The 17,308-nt window shown below is 55.7% G+C and carries 10 protein-coding genes; 6 read left to right on the top strand and 4 right to left on the bottom strand.

The window, feature by feature from the left end; translation table 11 throughout:
- Positions 1 to 5 precede the first annotated feature (5 nt).
- Entirely contained in the window at positions 6 to 1,538 is a 1,533-nt protein-coding gene (locus B5D61_RS06645; protein ID WP_078812531.1) for a glycosyltransferase, read from the bottom strand.
- 196 nt (positions 1,539 to 1,734) lie between these two features.
- On the opposite strand from B5D61_RS06645, the gene B5D61_RS06640 reads away from it, so the two are divergent.
- Both B5D61_RS06640 and B5D61_RS06635 read left to right on the top strand, forming a co-directional pair.
- Positions 1,735 to 6,747 (top strand): DUF1800 family protein, encoded by a 5,013-nt coding sequence (locus B5D61_RS06640; protein ID WP_176159262.1) that lies wholly within the window; start codon positions 1,735 to 1,737, stop codon positions 6,745 to 6,747.
- A gap of 5 nt (positions 6,748 to 6,752) precedes the next feature.
- On the top strand, positions 6,753 to 8,198 hold the full coding sequence (locus B5D61_RS06635) for a DUF1501 domain-containing protein (RefSeq protein ID WP_245846487.1): 1,446 nt from the start codon (positions 6,753 to 6,755) through the stop codon (positions 8,196 to 8,198).
- A gap of 10 nt (positions 8,199 to 8,208) precedes the next feature.
- Here the strand turns inward: B5D61_RS06635 and B5D61_RS06630 are convergent, their stop codons facing one another.
- Together B5D61_RS06630 and B5D61_RS06625 are read right to left on the bottom strand one after the other, a co-directional pair.
- Positions 8,209 to 10,485 (bottom strand): bifunctional SulP family inorganic anion transporter/carbonic anhydrase, encoded by a 2,277-nt coding sequence (locus B5D61_RS06630; protein WP_078812528.1) that lies wholly within the window; start codon positions 10,483 to 10,485, stop codon positions 8,209 to 8,211.
- 218 nt (positions 10,486 to 10,703) lie between these two features.
- Positions 10,704 to 10,940, bottom strand: coding sequence for a hypothetical protein (locus tag B5D61_RS06625; RefSeq protein ID WP_176159261.1), 237 nt, complete (start codon positions 10,938 to 10,940; stop codon positions 10,704 to 10,706).
- A gap of 191 nt (positions 10,941 to 11,131) precedes the next feature.
- On the opposite strand from B5D61_RS06625, the gene rnr reads away from it, so the two are divergent.
- Positions 11,132 to 13,579, top strand: a complete 2,448-nt coding sequence (gene rnr, locus B5D61_RS06620; RefSeq protein ID WP_078812526.1) for a ribonuclease R — start codon at positions 11,132 to 11,134, stop codon at positions 13,577 to 13,579.
- Here the strand turns inward: rnr and B5D61_RS06615 are convergent.
- Positions 13,574 to 14,491 (bottom strand): LysR family transcriptional regulator, encoded by a 918-nt coding sequence (locus B5D61_RS06615; protein ID WP_078812525.1) that lies wholly within the window; start codon positions 14,489 to 14,491, stop codon positions 13,574 to 13,576. The two genes, rnr and B5D61_RS06615, sit on opposite strands and share 6 nt — an antisense overlap.
- Positions 14,492 to 14,583: 92 nt before the next feature.
- Between B5D61_RS06615 and B5D61_RS06610 the strand changes: the two genes are divergently transcribed.
- From B5D61_RS06610 to nusG, 3 genes are all read left to right on the top strand, one after another.
- Entirely contained in the window at positions 14,584 to 16,029 is a 1,446-nt protein-coding gene (locus B5D61_RS06610) for a catalase (protein WP_078812524.1), read from the top strand.
- A gap of 101 nt (positions 16,030 to 16,130) precedes the next feature.
- Complete coding sequence (locus B5D61_RS06605) at positions 16,131 to 16,679, top strand: ankyrin repeat domain-containing protein (protein ID WP_078812579.1); 549 nt, start codon at positions 16,131 to 16,133, stop codon at positions 16,677 to 16,679.
- A 45-nt stretch (positions 16,680 to 16,724) separates the two neighbouring features.
- The gene (gene nusG, locus B5D61_RS06600; RefSeq protein ID WP_078812523.1) at positions 16,725 to 17,264 is read left to right on the top strand and encodes a transcription termination/antitermination protein NusG; all 540 of its coding nucleotides are present in this window, start codon (positions 16,725 to 16,727) and stop codon (positions 17,262 to 17,264) included.
- The last annotated feature ends 44 nt before the right edge of the window (positions 17,265 to 17,308 follow it).

Below are 17,308 nucleotides of genomic sequence, written 5' to 3'. Positions count from 1 at the left end.
CTCGGCTAGGCCGTCACGACCTCAGGCGTGTCTTCTTCGGGGCCCTGCTCTGGAGGCGGAGGTGTGGAGAAAAAGTCCATGGAGAAGCGCTTCAAGAGAGAGCCCAGAGAAACATAGAGGAAGCCGAAGAGAAAGAGGGCCAGGAAGGGGAGAGATCCCCATTGTTCTTTTTCAATCGCCAGCCAGAGCAGATGTCCGAAGTAACCGACCAAAGCGAGCTCGATCCACAGGCAGAGTGATTTTCCCGCCTTGTAGCGGAAGGATTTTTTGGAGGCCTGCGCCTTGCTGTTAACTCCGTATTTCGGAGTGCGCACAAATTCCGATTCCTTGCCGAGCAGGGCTTCAATGACAGCCTTGCCATTGTTGATGGACATACCAATCCCCAACCCCATAAAGAGGGGGATGTAGGGAATGGTTTTCAGCCAGCCCCAGCGGCTTTGGGTGCCTTGGGCTGTGAGATAAAAAGCGATCACGGCCACCGTGGCGAACAGGAAGACGGGAAGATCGATGAAGACGGCCTTCTGCCAGGAGTTCACGGGAAGGAAATCGACCGGGTAGAGCAGCACCAGGGTGCAGAGGGTGAGGAGGTTGGCAAAGTTGGAGGTCAGATGAGCTGTGGCCTCTACTTTTTTCATGAAAGGCTCATCACTGCGCCAGACTCGCCCGAGCACTTTTTTGCAGACCTGCACAGAGCCTTTGGTCCAGCGGTGCTGCTGAGATTTGAAACCGTCCATGTCAGGGGGAAGCTCCGCAGGCACAAGGACGTCATTGAGGTAAATAAAGCGCCACCCAAGAAGTTGGGCTCGATAGCTGAGGTCCAAGTCCTCCGTCAGGGTGTCATGCTTCCACCCGCCCGCTTCATCAATGACCCGTCGGCGCCAGAGACCTGCAGTGCCGTTGAAGTTGCAGAACTCGCCCTGACGACTGCGGGAAGTCTGCTCCAGCATGAGGTGCCCATCCAGGAGAATGGCTTGCAGGCGGGTGAGGAGGGAAAAGCTGCGGTTGTTATGTCCCCAGCGGGCCTGAACGATGCCCACCTGTGGGTCGGTGAAATGGTGGATCGTCTTGTTGAGGTAGTCGGACTCTGGCTGGAAGTCTGCGTCGAAAATGCAGATGAACTCCCCCTTCACCGTCGGCATGGCGGCATCCAGAGCACCGGCTTTAAAACCTTGCCGATTGGTGCGGTGGCGATACTCCACCTCGAATCCCTGCTGCTGCATCCTTTCCACATAGCGCTGGCAGGCGACGGTCGTTTCGTCTGTGGAGTCATCCAGAAATTGGATCTGAAGACGGTCCTTCGGGTAGTCGAGCGCACTGATGGAGTTCACCAATTGACCCAAGACATCCGCCTCGTTAAAGATGGGGAGTTGGATGGTGATCAGGGGCAGTTCGGTGAAGCGGCTTAGCGGTTGCGGGCGGTTTTTACGGTGCTTCCAATAGGTGTACAGGACTTTGACCTTGTGCGCGCCAAAGGCGGACAATCCGGCGGAAACAATGATGTAGCTGGTGAACCAGAGAAGCTTTTCCCACTGAATCATAGGGAGCCCGGATGTCGGGACGAACCAATCACTGCCGGTTTATCTGAGTCAAGTAGCAATACTGATGCCAGAAGCGGGGCGTGGATCGTGCAAATCGTTGGTTCTCAACTCTGCGAAATGACGAAGTCTGTCGAGAGTATGGTTGGCAGCCGAGGTGAAATTGTTTATGGTATTTAGATCACATCGCCATGGGCTCATGAACTGCCGCTCTCTGTTGTTCGCCATCACCCTACTAGGGATTCTGCCAGAGGCGCAGGCGGAGTTTCGTATGGTATGGTCTTTGGGGGCTCAAGATGGCAGGCCAGAGGAGTTTGGCGATGAGAGTTGGGGAACGAATGCGCCGCCCGGCAGTGCTTCTGCCCGAGATAATGACTTTTACTTCGCCGGTGCTTACCCTCCTCCCATCGGAGGGGTCGCTGCTGAGGAACCGTGGACTCACTTGGAGCGTGCCGTGAGCCCCGGCAACCCGTTGACACGGCTCCATTTCAATTTGACCGCAGAGGATGTGACGGCGACGCTGAGGGTGCGTTTCGTTCTCCATCACGTGTGGGGATACATGGCTCCGTCAGACTATGGTCGGCATGAGCTCGAGATCAGACTCAATGGCACGGTTTTGCTCACGGAAACGGTGAGTGAGCGCGGCAGCCTCGTGGTGGAGGCGACGGCGGCGGATTTTACGGCTCACATTGGCGAAAACATTCTTCAGATCACTCGGACAGGAGGAGATGCGGATGCCATGGTTCAGTGGGATGCGCTGACATTTGAAGTGCATCCGACAGGGATGTTGGACGCCGACGAGGATGGCCTGCTTCGCTGGTGGGAGGAAGATCACAACCTCGACGACACGCAAGCCGAAGACGCTCAAGCAGATCCCGATGGAGATGGCCTCACCACACAGGCCGAATTTCAGCACCGGACAGACCCATGGGTGGCGGATACGGATCAAGATGGGCTGAGTGATGGGGGTGAAGTTGCTAGAGGAACGAATCCCTTGCTTGCAGACACCGATGGAGACGAACTACTCGATGGGGAAGAAACCGTTTCTAACCCCACGCTGAAAGACACTGATGGAGACGGTTATTCAGATCCCTGGGAGTTGAGTGCGGGATTCAATCCAGCAGACAGTGCCAGCCATCCTCCTGCTTGGGATGGTGCCATCGCTTTGCATTTTGTCTCGGATCTTGCGACCCGCCATGGACTGGCTCCCGAGGCGGTCAGCGGATTTGCACCGCAACCCTATTGGAATCATACTAAACCGCTAACCAGCTGGGGCACCCCCATGGGCACTCAGGCTGCGATCGTATCGCCACAGGCGGGACTGCTGGTAAACAGCGCAGGAGACGCCACGGATGTGACATTGAATTGGTCAACCAATTCTGGTTTCTGGGCCAGCAACAATGGAGGGAGCTCGATCGGAAAGCTCTTCAGCGGATTTTTCAGCGTGAATAACGAGGCGGGGGGCACGCTGAGTTTGAGCAATATTCCTTACCCGCTGTATGATGTGATCGTGTATGTCGGTGGCGTGTATGACGGGGGGATCGGTTCTCTGCGGCTCAATGACAATGCCGGAGATGATCGCTGGTTCGCCACGGCGACCACGGCCCCAGCCAACCGATTTGTCGAGCCTCTGGTATCGAGTGAAGCGGTTCCCTGGACTGGGAATACCATTCGCTTTCGCAACGTCACGGGCAGCAGCTTCAATCTAAAACTGTTTCGCAGTTCATGGCATGAGGTGGGTATTCACGGGCTACAGATCGTCAATGCCGATGACGATGCTGACGAAGATGGAATACCCACCTGGTGGGAGCTGAAATACCATTTAAACCCCAGCGTCAATGACGCAGCAGGAGATGCGGATCTCGATGACTTGAGTAACTTTGGCGAATGGCAACGGCAAACGGATCCACTTTGTGCCGACACGGATGGAGATGGTCTAAAGGACGGTGTGGAATCTCAGACGGGAATCTGGGTGAATGTCACGGATACCGGCAGCCATCCTCTGCTGGCGGATACGGATGGAGATGGCCTAACCGATGGGTTCGAGGTCAATCTCAAACCGCAGCCGACGAATCCTAACCAGGCGGATTCCGATGGCGATGGTCGGAGTGATGCGGAGGAGATTCAACGGCGCACGGATCCACGGAGTGTGGATGGGCCGTTGGCACAGATGCCTGTTGTGACCACATCGCCTCGGCAGTTTATCTGGATCGTGGATAATGTGCAGATCGTTTGGGATCACATGCGCGGTCATGTGATCGATCAGAGTTGGGGGGACAATCGACTGATGAGCTTTCAGTTGGCGAATTCCGCCGGAACTGGAGTGAATGCTTTTGATGTGGCCTTGCGCGTCCGCGGTGGTCGTTTGTCCTACTTCTTTTATTCCAGTCATGATTTTGGCTTCAGTCATCCCGATTCAGATAACGATGATATCTGGGCGGCGGACTGGGTGGACTCGCCCACGGATCTCAAGCCTGAGATGGGGTTCAGTGGGTATGGAAGGGCAGATATTTCTGACCGTCTGAGTTTTCAGATCATCGGCAGCAGCACCGGTTCTCAGACAGCGTGGAACTTCACGTTCAATATCGTTAATCAGGATACGGGAGAGACGGTGGTGAGCCGAGATTTCAATGGCTGTCGCTTGGCGACGAATGTGCATCACAACACCGTCTCGTGGCAGGACTTGAGTGATCCACCCCTACCTCATCGGTTGGACCTTTGGGAGCATCCGGGAGTGCAGGTGTATTTTCAGTCTTCTCCTTTGGAAGAGACACCGGCTTTTGCTGCATTTAAAGACACCGATGAAGACGGCATGCCAGATGTCTGGGAGGACTTCCATGCACTGAACAAAAACAGCGCTGCGGATGCCTCTGTGGATGATGATCTGGATGGGCTGAGCAATCTGCGGGAGTATCTGTCTGGAACCTCGCCAAATGATCGTGATAGCGATGACGACGGAGCTCCTGACGGGCTGGAAGTGGAGTCGGGAAGTAATCCTCTGTTGGCTTCAAGCTTACCACCCTTTTATCATGGTGTGCCCTCGGCAATCGCCAACGAGGATTTCAACGGCAATGGCATGCCTGATGCGTGGGAGCAATGGTCCGGGGGAGGCGTGTTGGAGGCTTCACTCGACTCTGACCACGATGGCCTAACCAATCAAGATGAAGCAGCGGCAGGTACGGATCCTTTCGATGCGGCATCGAAGTTATCATTTAAGGTAGCCCAGGATGGCCAGGACCTTCGACTGCGTTGGAGCGTGTTGCCTCTGAAAGGCACAGCCGTCTGGCAATCAGCGAACTTGACTCAGTGGCAGGCGTCGGGCGGTGAGCCAACGCTGTCGGAACAAGAGTTCGAGCAGACCTTTGCGGGGGCACTGCAAAATCCGGTGAGCACCTTTTACCGTCTCGCGATTGAGGATAGGGACAGCGATGCCGATGGTGTCAGTGATTGGACCGAAGTTCATGTGCTGGGGTCTGATCCCCATGTCGCCAACAGTCTGGGGACGACGATCGTCACCGATGAGGATGAAGATGGAAATCCTGAGGGTTCATTGAGTGGAGAACTCGCGACGTTGCTGGAGCAGTTCAGCGGTGGTTACCAGGGCGCAGCCCCTGCGCATACCGTAACTCGATCTCAGGCGGCCCGATTCCTCATGCAAGCCTCCTTTGGCCCAACGCTGGACGATATTCGGCGCGTGCAGTCGTTGGGTTATGAGGCATGGGTCGAGGAGCAGGCGGTGAAAGCACCAACTCTTCACTCAACCTACATCCGTGCAATCTATGATGATATGCTCGGCCAGCGCTCACGGACGGATTTTAATCGTGGAGGTGAAGAGGCATCACCCTTTTTATTTGGAAACAACATGATGACGACCTTCGCTCGAGCATCCATCCAGGGTGAGGACCAGCTTCGTCAAAGGATGGCCTTTGCGCTCAGTCAGATCCTGGTGACCTCACGACGCGATGCCAACTTGGAAAACCGCTGCCTGGGCATGGCGGATTATTATGACATCTTTGTCCGCAACGCTCTTGGTAATTACTACGACGTGCTCATGGAGGTGACGCTACATCCTGTGATGGGGCGCTATTTGAGCCATGTTGGCAATCAAAAGGCGGATCCTGCCATCAACCGGTATCCCGACGAAAACTTCGCTCGGGAGCTGATGCAGCTCTTCAGCATCGGACTTTGGGAATTGAATCCGAATGGCACGCGCAAACTCGATGTCGAAGGTCATCCGATTCCCACGTATTCGAATGCTGAGATCACTCAGTTAGCCCGAGTCATGACAGGCTTTTGGTTTGGTGGACACAATTGGGGTGGCGGTGGCTGGACGGAACCGGATTTCACCACTCCCATGACTGTGCGCGGTGAGTATCACGATTTTGGTAAAAAGGTGTTGTTAGGCGGCTGCGTGCTCCCCGCGCGGGCGGCTACAGATGACAATGCTTTGCGTGACGTGAGGGATGCAGTGCGTCATCTCTTCGAGCACGCAAATACTCCTGTGTTCATCAGTCGGCAGCTCATTCAGTTTATGGTGACGGACAACCCATCACCCGCTTACGTGGCGCGAGTTTCGGCCGTTTTTGCCGACAACGGAAATGGCGTGCGTGGTGATCTGAAGGCGGTGCTGAAGGCCATCCTGCTCGATGACGAGGCGCGTGATCCACGTTTTACCGAAGCAGCTTCCTATGGGCGCCTGAAAGAGCCAGTGATTCGCGCCATGGCTTTAGCTCGGGCTTTTGGCATGAAGGACGTGCCTGATTTACTTTGGTGGGACTGGGGAGATTTCTTCAATGCCAGTCGTCAGGAGCCGACCTACTCTCCGAGCGTCTTTAACTTTTATCGACCTGATTACAAAGCGCCGGGTCTGCTGACGCAAAAGCAGCTTTCGGCACCCGTTTTTCAGATTACCGATAGCTTCAGTTCCATCGCTTTTCCCAATCGGCTGTGGCAGATTTTGATGGAGGGATTTTCGCTTTGGGAGACTTATCGGTTCCCGCTAGATTTATCGCGTGAGGAGGCTTTGGCGGGACGTCCTGAAGCCTTGGTGGATCATTTGAATCTCCTGTTTTGTGCAGGCCGCATGCGCCCTGGCACTCGCGCTTTGATTTTGGAAAAAGTGAGTGAGATACCCGCCGAACAGACGGCTGCTCGGGCTCAAGTGGCGGCTTACCTCGCGCTCGTTTGTCCTGAAGGTGCTGTGATGAAATGATGTCTATGAATACTTCACTTGTTTCACGCCGTCGTTTCATCGGTCAATCCGGCTGTGCCGCGCTCAGCGGAGTGTCGATGATGAATACTTTGTTAAACCTCAAATTGGCCGGCAATGCGGCAGCCCAAGACGCGCCGACGGACTATCGGACACTGGTGTGCATTTTTCTTCATGGGGGGAATGATTCTTACAATTGGTTAGTCCCGCGTGATAGCGGTCGCCATGCGATCTACTCGACCACGCGGGGAAATCTGGCATTAGGAGTGAACGATCTCCGAGCGCTGAATCAAGATGGAGGTGACGGTCAGCTTTATGGCATTCATCCCAGTTGTTCGGGTTTGCAGGAGCTCTTCAATGGTCTCGGGGGGGATGGCGCTCTACGACGGGCAGCTTTCATCTCCAATGTGGGGACATTGATCCAGCCTGTGACGAAAGCCGAGTATCTGGCGGAGACGGTGCCGCTTCCGAGGGCGTTGTATTCTCACAGTGACCAGATCGATCAATGGCAGACCTCGGTGCCACAGGGCATGACTCAACTCAGCGGCTGGGCAGGCCGCGCTGCGGATGTCTTGCACGGTGTCGCCAATGCGAACAGCATTTCGATGAATATCTCCCTCGCGGGCAACAATCTCTGGCAGGTGGGCAATAGCACCACTCAGTTTGTGGTGACGGATCGTGGGGCACTGACTTTCACGGGGAGTGATATCAGTGAGGCTCAGCATCCTATGCGCCTCAAGAACGCGGCTCATCGCAGTATCATTGAGCAGAGTTATGCCAATCTGATTCAGCAATCCTTTGCGCAACTGACGAAAGAAAGCATCGAGCTGCAGGAGTTCTTTCTCCAGCAATTCAATGACTATGATGACAGCTCGATACGTGGGTTTTTTCCCGCAGGCAATTGGGTAGGACAGCAATTTCTCGCGGCGGCGAAGATGATTGCGCTTCGCCAAGCCCTGGGCCTCAAGCGTCAGACGTTGTTCCTCAGTTTTGGTGGCTGGGATCACCATGGAGAGCTTCTGGAGACGCAGGCTGAAATGCTCGTTCTGCTGGATGGAGCCCTGGCAGGATTCCAAAGGGCCTTGGACCACTTGGCGCTTCAGGATAGCGTCATCACCTACAGCGCTTCAGACTTCGGCCGGACGCTTCGCAGCAATGGACGCGGTACGGATCACGCTTGGGGAGCTAATGCCTTGGTAATGGGTGGCCCGGTGCAGGGCGGGCGTATTTATGGCACCTTCCCCGATCTCACGTTGGAGAGCTCAGATGATACGGGATATGGGGGCCGCACCATCCCGACGACCTCGGTCGATTCCTTGTTTGCCGAAATGCTTCGCTGGTTCGGCGTGCCTGCTTCAGACATGGCCCAGGTGCTGCCTAACATCGGCAACTTTTACAATGTTCAGTCAAGTAGCCTGCCCATCGGGTTCCTCCGGGCAGGCTCCTGGATCTAAACTCAGGCCGTTAAACCATTGAGACGACGGCGATAGGCAGAGGGTCCTTGTTTGAGTTCTCCGTCTGGAAGAAGGAGACTTTACCCGTGGTGATGTCATACATGGCACCCACGATGGCGATCTTACCCTCACGGACGAGACCATCCAGGGTGGAGCTACGCTCGCGGATCATGCGCATGGTGCGCAGGACGTTACGGCGTGAGACCTCGTTGGCATAAGCGGCTTTTTCCCCAGGCAGCCATTGGTCTGCTTGCTTGCAGGTGCCCATATCCACCGATTGTTGGATCTCGGAGATGAGGGAATCCAAGTTCACGCAACCGGTGGCTTCAGCGGCGGTCTTGTGACTGCAAATGAGGTCCACCGCGGCGTTGACGGCTCCGCAGGAGGTGTGGCCCATGACGAGGATGAGCTTGGCACCCGCGACGGCGCAACTGTATTCCATGCTGCCGAGCACCTTGTCACGAGCGATGTTGCCAGCGATCCGAACGCTGAAAATGTCCCCCAGACCGAGGTCGAAGACCAACTCCGCAGGGGTGCGGGAGTCAATGCAACTCAGCACCACAGCCATCGGAAACTGACCTGTCGAAGTGGCATCCACTTGGCGACCGAGATCGCGTGAGAGACGCGTGCCATTGAGGAAGCGTTGATTGCCCTCTTGGAAGATTTCCAGCACCCGCTGTGGGGTGAGAGCGCTTTGTACGTCTCGACTGCTGAAGTCCACGTATTGGATGCGATCTTCGAGCTGCGGGTAACGGTCTTTGAAACCCATAAGGCTGACTTCCACACCATGAACGGAGGCTGTGGTGTTTTTGAAGTCCGTGATCAAGTCCAGGATATCGGGATCGATATAATCGGTGTTGCTAGCATCAATCAGTACATGACCTCCTGCCGGGAGGGAGCGGAGCGTTTCATCCAAAGAAGCGCGGCTGAAGAAACTCACCTGATTGGCCAACTCGATGCGCAGGACATCTCCGGTGGCGTGTTTTTCCATCACCTTGCGCAGAGGACGACGCATGTTGCTGTGCAGAATGAAGCCGATGGAGACAGCCAATCCGATCAGGATACCGATCAGCAAGTCCGTGAGCACGATGGCCACGACGGTAATGGCGAAAGGCAGAAACTGGTTTTTGCCTTCTTTCCACATCTGCTTGACCAGCTTAGGGCTGGCGAGTTTCAAACCGGTGATCAGAAGGATCGCTGCCAGGGCAGACAGCGGGATCTCATTCAGCCAGGTCGGAACCAGCATCACGCAGCCGAGCAGAAGCACCCCGTGCCAGATGGCGCTGAGCTTGGTTTTCACACCTGCGTTGATGTTCACCGAGCTACGCACGATCACGCTTGTCATGGGCAGACCACCGATCATCCCGGCCACCACGTTACCCACACCCTGTGCCAAGAGTTCGCGATTCGGTGGGCTGCTGCGTTGTTCCGGGTCGAGTTTATCCACGGCTTCCAAGTTCAGAAGCGTTTCCAGGGAAGCCACGATGGCGATGGTGACGGCAGCCATGTAAACCGCCGGGTTACTCAGCACACTGAAATCGGGAAACAGCACCAGACCGAGGAATTCATTGGGAGAACCTGCCACAGGCACTTGGACCAAGTGGCTCGGCTCGATGGCCCAATTGCCGCCTAGTTTGCGGAGGAAAAGGCTAATCGCGACACCCGCGACGACCACGACCAGAGGCGCTGGCACGGGGGATTTTTTGAGGAATTTGATCTTATCCCAGCCCACCAGAAGGATCAGGGAAAACAGACCGATGAGGGCTGCTCCAGGCTGAATGTCGAACCATGCTTCGGCCAGTTCGCTGAAGGTGTTCTCGTTATCGGCCTGCATGAAGGCCTTGTTGCCCATCGGGTCGGCATCATGCCCCACCACGTGGGGGATTTGTTTCAAAATCAGGATCACCCCGATCGCGGCCAGTAGGCCCTTGATCACGCTGGAGGGGAAGAAGGCGGCAATAAAGCCGGCGCGGCAGACGCCCAAGATGATCTGGAAAACACCCGCAATCACGACCGCCGCCAGAAAAGCTTCAAAGCTGCCCAGAGAGGCAATTTGTGCCGCCACGACTGCGGTCAGACCTGCGGCAGGGCCACTCACGCTGGTCTGAGACCCGCTCAGAATGCCCACCAAGATACCGCCGACAATGCCCGTGACGATGCCTGAAAAGAGAGGAGCGTTCGACGCTAAAGCCACACCGAGGCACAGAGGCAAGGCCACCAAGAAAACAACCAAGCCAGCCGTGAGGTCGCGAGGCACCGTTTTGGGAGAGAGGGGATTAACTGTCATTGTTTTTCTTACGCGTTTTGTTAATGGTATGGACCTATACAGCCAAATTAGGCGTTTAGCCAGCATTATACGCACCTCCCGCTCTTCTCGTTCGTCTAAATGCACTTTTTGTGCAGCGAGTGGAAGAGCTTAACGGTCCTCACTGACGCAGGAACCGTGGTTTTTGTTCGGTTTTTTAGCGACCGGCTCGTGCAGATCCTGTGAAGACGGCCCAAGGGCTAACGGGGGTCATCACGATCCACTCGGACAGCATCGATCTCGATCACCTTGGCTCCTACCGGAGATTCTGTAGGTTGCACTTGATCATTCAGTCCAGATGGACGATGACTTCCACCGAGCTTGCGGCGCACTGCATAATACAGAGCTGCGCAGGCGTAAACTCCGACGCCGACTACAGCGAAAGTTAGGCCGACGAAAATGACTAAAGCAATGAGCCCAATGGCGAGGACGGCCATGAGAATCAGCGGCAGAACGGCTGGGAGACCGCGCCTACCCTGAAACTGGATGTGAATGCTCCTCGGGTTCATGCGAATGATAAAACGTACTATACCTCAAATAATAAACGCAGAATTGAACTCTCCAGACGCAGTGCCCAATCAAATAAATGGGATGACGTAGGAGGTGATTTCTGTGCAGTCTCCTTTTTATGGAATCGAAAATTCTGAAATTGCTCGGGCAGGCGGATTACACGCCTTCGAATGTACCTGAGCTGATCGACCTGCTGAAACTCAAGCCTTCTCGTCAGCAAGAACTCCAAGCCGTGTTGGCCGACCTCGTTGAGCAAGGACTCATCGTCCGGACGAAGGGCAACCGCTACATTCAGGCCCGTGAGGCCGATCTCATCCCTGGCGTGATCCAGATCACCCGCGGTGGGCGCGGTTTTGTGCAGCCGGATGAGGCGGGCATTGGCGAAATCAGCATCAGTGAAAGTGGCACCTCCACCGCCATGCACGGAGATCGAGTGCTGGTCCGGCGCAACATCCGCCCGACAGGACTGCGAAATGCTTCCCCTGAGACAAACTCAGGCACGGTGGTCCGTATCCTCCAGCGCAAGCGCCAGCAGTTCGTCGGCACGCTCCAACGCTCGCGGCAGTTTCTCTATGTCATTCCCGATGATCCGCGTATCTCCCAAAACATCATGGTGCCTCCACCGCGCGATGTGGGCCGGGAAGCTTATCCTGGGGACAAGGTGGTCGTCGAACTGACCTCTTGGGAAAACCGCCACACACCGCCGGAAGGTGAGGTGATCGAGGTGCTCGGCGCGCCGGATGCGGAGGGCGTGGATATGCTCTCCGTGCTGCGACATTACGCTCTGCCTCTGCATTTCCCCAAGGAAGTCTTGGCCCAAGCCCAGACGATTGCGAAATCCCGGCCTGATAACCAACCCAGTGCGGAAGAATGCACTGACCGGGTGGACTGCCGAAGCCACAACGTCATCACCATCGACCCCGATGATGCCCGCGATTTCGATGACGCCATTTGCATTCAACCCGCTGGCGGAGGCAAGTGGAAGTTATGGGTTCACATTGCCGATGTCTCCCATTATGTGCGCCCTGGAAGCCCTCTGGATGTCGAAGCTAAAAAGCGGGGCAATTCGACCTACCTGGTGGATCGGGTGATCCCCATGCTACCCGAGGCTCTGAGCAATGAGTTGTGTTCTCTCAAGCCGGGGTTGGATCGCTTAACCAAATGTGTGGAGTTTCTTTTGGCCAAGGATGGCTCGGTGATGAACGCCAAGTTTTACTCGGCCGTGATCCATTCCAAACGCCGGTTCACCTATCAAGAGGCGCTGCGGGTCATCGAAGGGAAAGCGAAAAATGAAATCGAGTCCATGCTGCATGATGCTCATCATGTGGCTCAACTGATCCGCAAGGCGCGTTTTGACAACGGCTCTTTGGATCTCGACTTCCCCGAGAACAAGATCCGCTTGGACGACCATGGAAAAGTATTGCGGATCGAGCGCATGGAAAACGATGTATCTCACCAGCTCATCGAGGAATACATGCTGCTCGCCAATGAGGCCGTGGCGTCCAACCTGATGAAACGGAATCGCCCCGCCGTGTATCGTGTTCATGAAGCACCCAAAGAAAAGAAGCTGGAGGAATATCGGGATGATGTTTTGAGTCACCGCATTCAGTGTGGGGATCTGACGAATCGCAAAGAGGTTCAAAAGCTGCTGGCACGCCTTTCAAGCTTGCCGATTGGCGCGGCCTTGAAGATTGGCTTCCTGCGTTCACTGATGCGCGCTCGCTATGCCGTGGAGCCCTTGGGGCATTACGGGTTGGCCAAGACACGCTACACGCATTTTACCTCGCCGATTCGTCGTTATGCGGACCTTGTTGTCCATCGGGTGCTCTTCGATCACGCGGACATGCCGATTCCGGCCATGAAGCAGATCGCAGAACACATCACCGATACGGAAAAGAACTCGGCGGATGCAGAACGGGATAGCAAGGAGGTGAAACTCTATGCCTATCTCGAAGCGCAACTCGAGTCCGGTGACAAGGTGGCCTATCCGGCTCTGGTGACAGACACGCGTAACTTTGGTTTCTTTGTGGATGTCCAGGACTTGGGCCTCAGCGGAGTCGTGCCGCTCTCTTCCATCCAGGATGATTTTTACATCCTGGAGCCGGTGCGGAATCACCTCGTCGGAAGGCACACTCGCCGAGTCATCAAGCTAGGGGACCGTGTGACGGTGCAGATCTATCGAATCGATCGGTTCAAGAAGCAGGTGGACTTTGAGCTCACCCGCGAGCGGCCCGTTAGAGGTGAGCGAGAAGATCGACCTAACAAGAAGAAATTTGATCCACGTGATGGAGCCAAAGGTGAATCACGTTCGGGCAAACCGGGGAAGAAAGACGTCAAAGTTTTAGCCTCCCAGGACTCCGCCCGAGTTGAAGATGAGAAGCCGCGTCACAAAAGTAAAGGTGCGCAGCGCCCACCGCAGCCTAACAAGACGGATTCTGCCCGGGTAGATGCCGGAGAGGGCAAAAAGAAATGGTATGACCATCGTCCGAAATCGAAGGGCAAAACGAAAGCGATTCCCAATGCACGCCCTGAGGGTGCGAAGAAGAAAAAAGCCAAACGTTCATGACCCGGTCTTCCGCCCTGTCTTTGGGTGAGCAGGTGCGGTGAATTCGGTTAGGAAGGCGCTGGCGGCGGGGCTGAGTGACCCCGCGCGGCGTTTGGCAATGCCGATGGTCCGCTTGGGTTCGGGATTCTTGAACGGGCGTAGGACGATGCCTTGTCCCGTGCTGTGGAGGACGGCCATCTCAGGCACAACTGCGATGCCAAGACCGGTGCGGACCATGGCGAGGAGCGTTTCAAGCTGCTCGCATTCCAAATGGTCCTCCGTGCGGCGCAGCCTGCATACACTCAGCGTTTGGTCAGCTAGGCAGTGACCTTCACTGAGCAAGATGAATTGATGCTTGGGCACATCCTTGATGGCCACTGCAGCCTCGTGGGCTGTGAGTGGATGGTTTTCCGGCGCTGCAAGCATGAGGCGCTCATGGAAGAGCTCTTCGATATGGAGCGATAACCGGTCTTGATCCAGGGCCGTGACATCGCTGACGATGGCGAAGTCGATCCGACCACTGGCAAGTTCTTGAAGCACTCGGCTGGTGCGTCCTTCTCGCACCTGGATTTTCACGCCAGGATGTTTTTGATGAAAACGCCGGATGGGTTCGGGCAAAAGGTAGGGAGCGACGGTGGGAATGGCGCCGACGGTCACAGTGCCTTCAACCAAGCCGGCGCGCCGCTCCATATCAGAGCGAAGGGAGTCCGACTCCGCAAGGATGAGGCGTGCTCGTTTGACGACAGCTTGCCCGGCTTCCGTTAATTCAACGCGGCGGGAATGGCGAATCAGCAAGGTCTGACCGAGCTCTTGCTCAAGATTGAGGATCTGCTGACTCAGAGAAGGTTGCGCAATGGAACACGCTGCCGCTGCTGCCGTAAAGGTGCCCTCATCCACGACAGAGCAGAGATAACGAAGCTGGCGGAGTTCCATGAGTCATAGCCATAAACTATGTATAGCATTCGAACAATATATTTGTTCTATGGATCGGGTGCCCGCAAACTCTGGCCGTCACCACCCCCTCCATGAGCACTCCACTGATGACCACCACTGGCGGCAACCCGATTGCCGATAACCAAAACTCCATGACCGCAGGTACCCGTGGTCCCGTTCTGTTGCAGGACTATCAGCTCATCGAAAAGCTGGCCCACCAGAACCGTGAGCGTATCCCAGAACGTGTCGTGCATGCGAAAGGCTCGGGAGCCTATGGCACCCTGACCATCACGCATGACATCACGAAATACAGCAAGGCCAAGGTCTTTTCCGAGATCGACAAGAAGACGGACTGCCTGCTCCGGTTCTCCACCGTGGCCGGTGAGCGGGGAGCCGCTGATGCTGAGCGGGATGTGCGTGGCTGGGCGCTGAAGTTTTACACGGAAGAAGGCAATTGGGACATGGTGGGCAACAACACCCCCGTCTTCTTCGTCCGTGATCCGTTGAAGTTCCCAGACTTCATCCACACCCAAAAGCGCCATCCCAAGACGAACATGCGCAGCGCCACCGCCATGTGGGATTTCTGGTCACTGTCGCCGGAGAGTCTGCATCAAGTGACCATCCTGATGTCGGATCGCGGTCTGCCTCTGAGCTATCGTCATACGCATGGGTTCGGCTCCCATACCTACAGTTTCATCAACGCTAACAATGAGCGTTTCTGGGTGAAGTTCCATTTCAAGACACGCCAAGGCATCAAGAACATGACCAATCGCGAAGCGGAATCGGTGATCGCTAAAGATCGCGAATCATCTCAGAAGGATCTGTTTGAAGCCATCGAGCGCGGTGACTTCCCACAATGGGATTTCAAAATCCAGGTCATGCCTGAAGTGGAGGCCGAGACTTATCACATCAATCCTTTCGATCTGACAAAGGTCTGGCCTTACAAGGACTATCCGCTCATTGATGTCGGTGTGTTGGAGCTGAACCGCAATCCCGAGAACTACTTCCAGGAGATCGAACAATCGGCGTTCAGCCCTTCCAACATTGTTCCAGGTATCGGCTTCTCTCCGGACAAGATGCTTCAGGCCCGTATCTTCTCGTATGCGGATGCCCATCGCTATCGCGTAGGCACCTGGTATGAGGCTCTACCCGTAAACCGACCACGCTCCGCCGTGAATACCTATCACATGGATGGTGCCATGAACTTCATGACGCCGAGCAGCAGCAACGCTTACTATGAGCCTAACACGATGGGGGGATCGAAGGAGGACTCGCGATTTGCTGAGCCGCCGCTGAAGGTTTCAGGCGATGCAGATCGCTACAACCATCGTGAGGGCAACGATGATTACACGCAGCCAGGCAATCTTTTCCGCCTGATGAGCGATGACCAGAAGCAGCAACTTTTCAGCAATATTGCCGAAGCCATGGCAGGCGTGCCTGACGAGATCATCCGTCGCCAGCTGGGGCATTTCCACAAAGCCGATCCCGCCTATGCGGCAGGTGTGGCCAAGGCCGTTGGCATCGATTGGGTCTCCTAAGTTTCTCCAACCCCCCCGGAGTGATGCAGAAGATGCATCAGCTGGGTGGATGCGCCACGCGGGTGCATCCACCCAGTGTTTCTCTAGCGATCAGTTTGTTTATGAAAACCGATATCACCCCTGAAGAAGAACAGCGCTACGCTGAACTCCAGGCGATGGCCTTGGACTTCGCCCGCCATGGAGATGCGGCGGCTCTGGAACCCATGCTGCAAGCTGGGATGCCGGTCAATTTGGCGGATCATAAACAGAACACCCTTCTCATGCTGGCGGCCTATCATGGGCATGAACAAACCGTGCATCTGCTTTTGGAAAACGGGGCACGGGTGGATCAACGGAATGATCGCCAGCAGACCCCTCTGGGCGGTGTGGCTTTCAAAGGACATGCGGAAATCGCGAAGATGCTCATCGGAGCAGGTGCGGATGTGGATGCTGACAATGGTAACGGCATGACACCCCTGATGTTCGCTCGCATGTTTGGTCGGGAAGCCGTCGCCCAAGTATTGGAGCAATCTGGTGCCGATCGTCAGGCTCGAGTGCGTGGTTTTTCCCTGGGCCAGATCGCTGTCGCGATGCGGATTTTACGAGTCCTCGTGAGTCCCATCGTCTGGCTACGGTCCAGGTTTCGCTCTCCGAAGCCCGCCCATGTTTAGGTTGCCTCGGCGGGGCAGCCGTTGCACCCTGACTCATCCTTTTTCATGCGTCCTGACGAACCCGCTTGGTATGTCATCCACACCAAGCCTAAATGCGAACATTTAGCTGCTGCCCTTATGCGGGGGCTGCCGGGTGTAGAGACTTTTTGTCCGCGCATTCGCTTCCAGCGTAGCACACGTCGTGGGAAGGTGTGGTTCGTCGAAGCTTTGTTCCCCAGTTACTTCTTCGCTCGGTTCATTCCCCTCAACTCTCAACGCGCTGTCAAGCATTCGCAGAACGTCATTCGCATTGTCGATTTTGGCGGCCAGATGGTCTCTGTGCCGGACAGCGTCATTGAAAGCGTCCGTAGCGAGATGGATCACCTGGAGGTAAAGGAGGTGAAAGCGGGCCTCCACGTAGGGGACACCGTCGAACTCACAGAAGGGCCCATGCGTGGGCTGAAAGGTATCGTCAACAGTATCCATGACGGTCAGGATCGGGTGAAAATCCTGATGGAGTTCCTTGGTCGGCAGAGCTTGATCGAAGTGGAAAGCTCAAAGGTTCTCCCAGAGCAGACTCCTCGAGAAATTTTGGCCGGATCGTGACCGGCCTTGGTCCAGGCTGGAGTGGTCACCAGCACTGGACCTCG

It is taken from the genome of Prosthecobacter debontii (assembly GCF_900167535.1).
In the GTDB taxonomy this organism is placed as follows: Bacteria; Verrucomicrobiota; Verrucomicrobiia; order Verrucomicrobiales; family Verrucomicrobiaceae; genus Prosthecobacter; species Prosthecobacter debontii.
The sequence above is the reverse complement of the archived record's forward strand: the minus strand, read 5'-3'. Positions and strand labels throughout refer to the sequence as shown.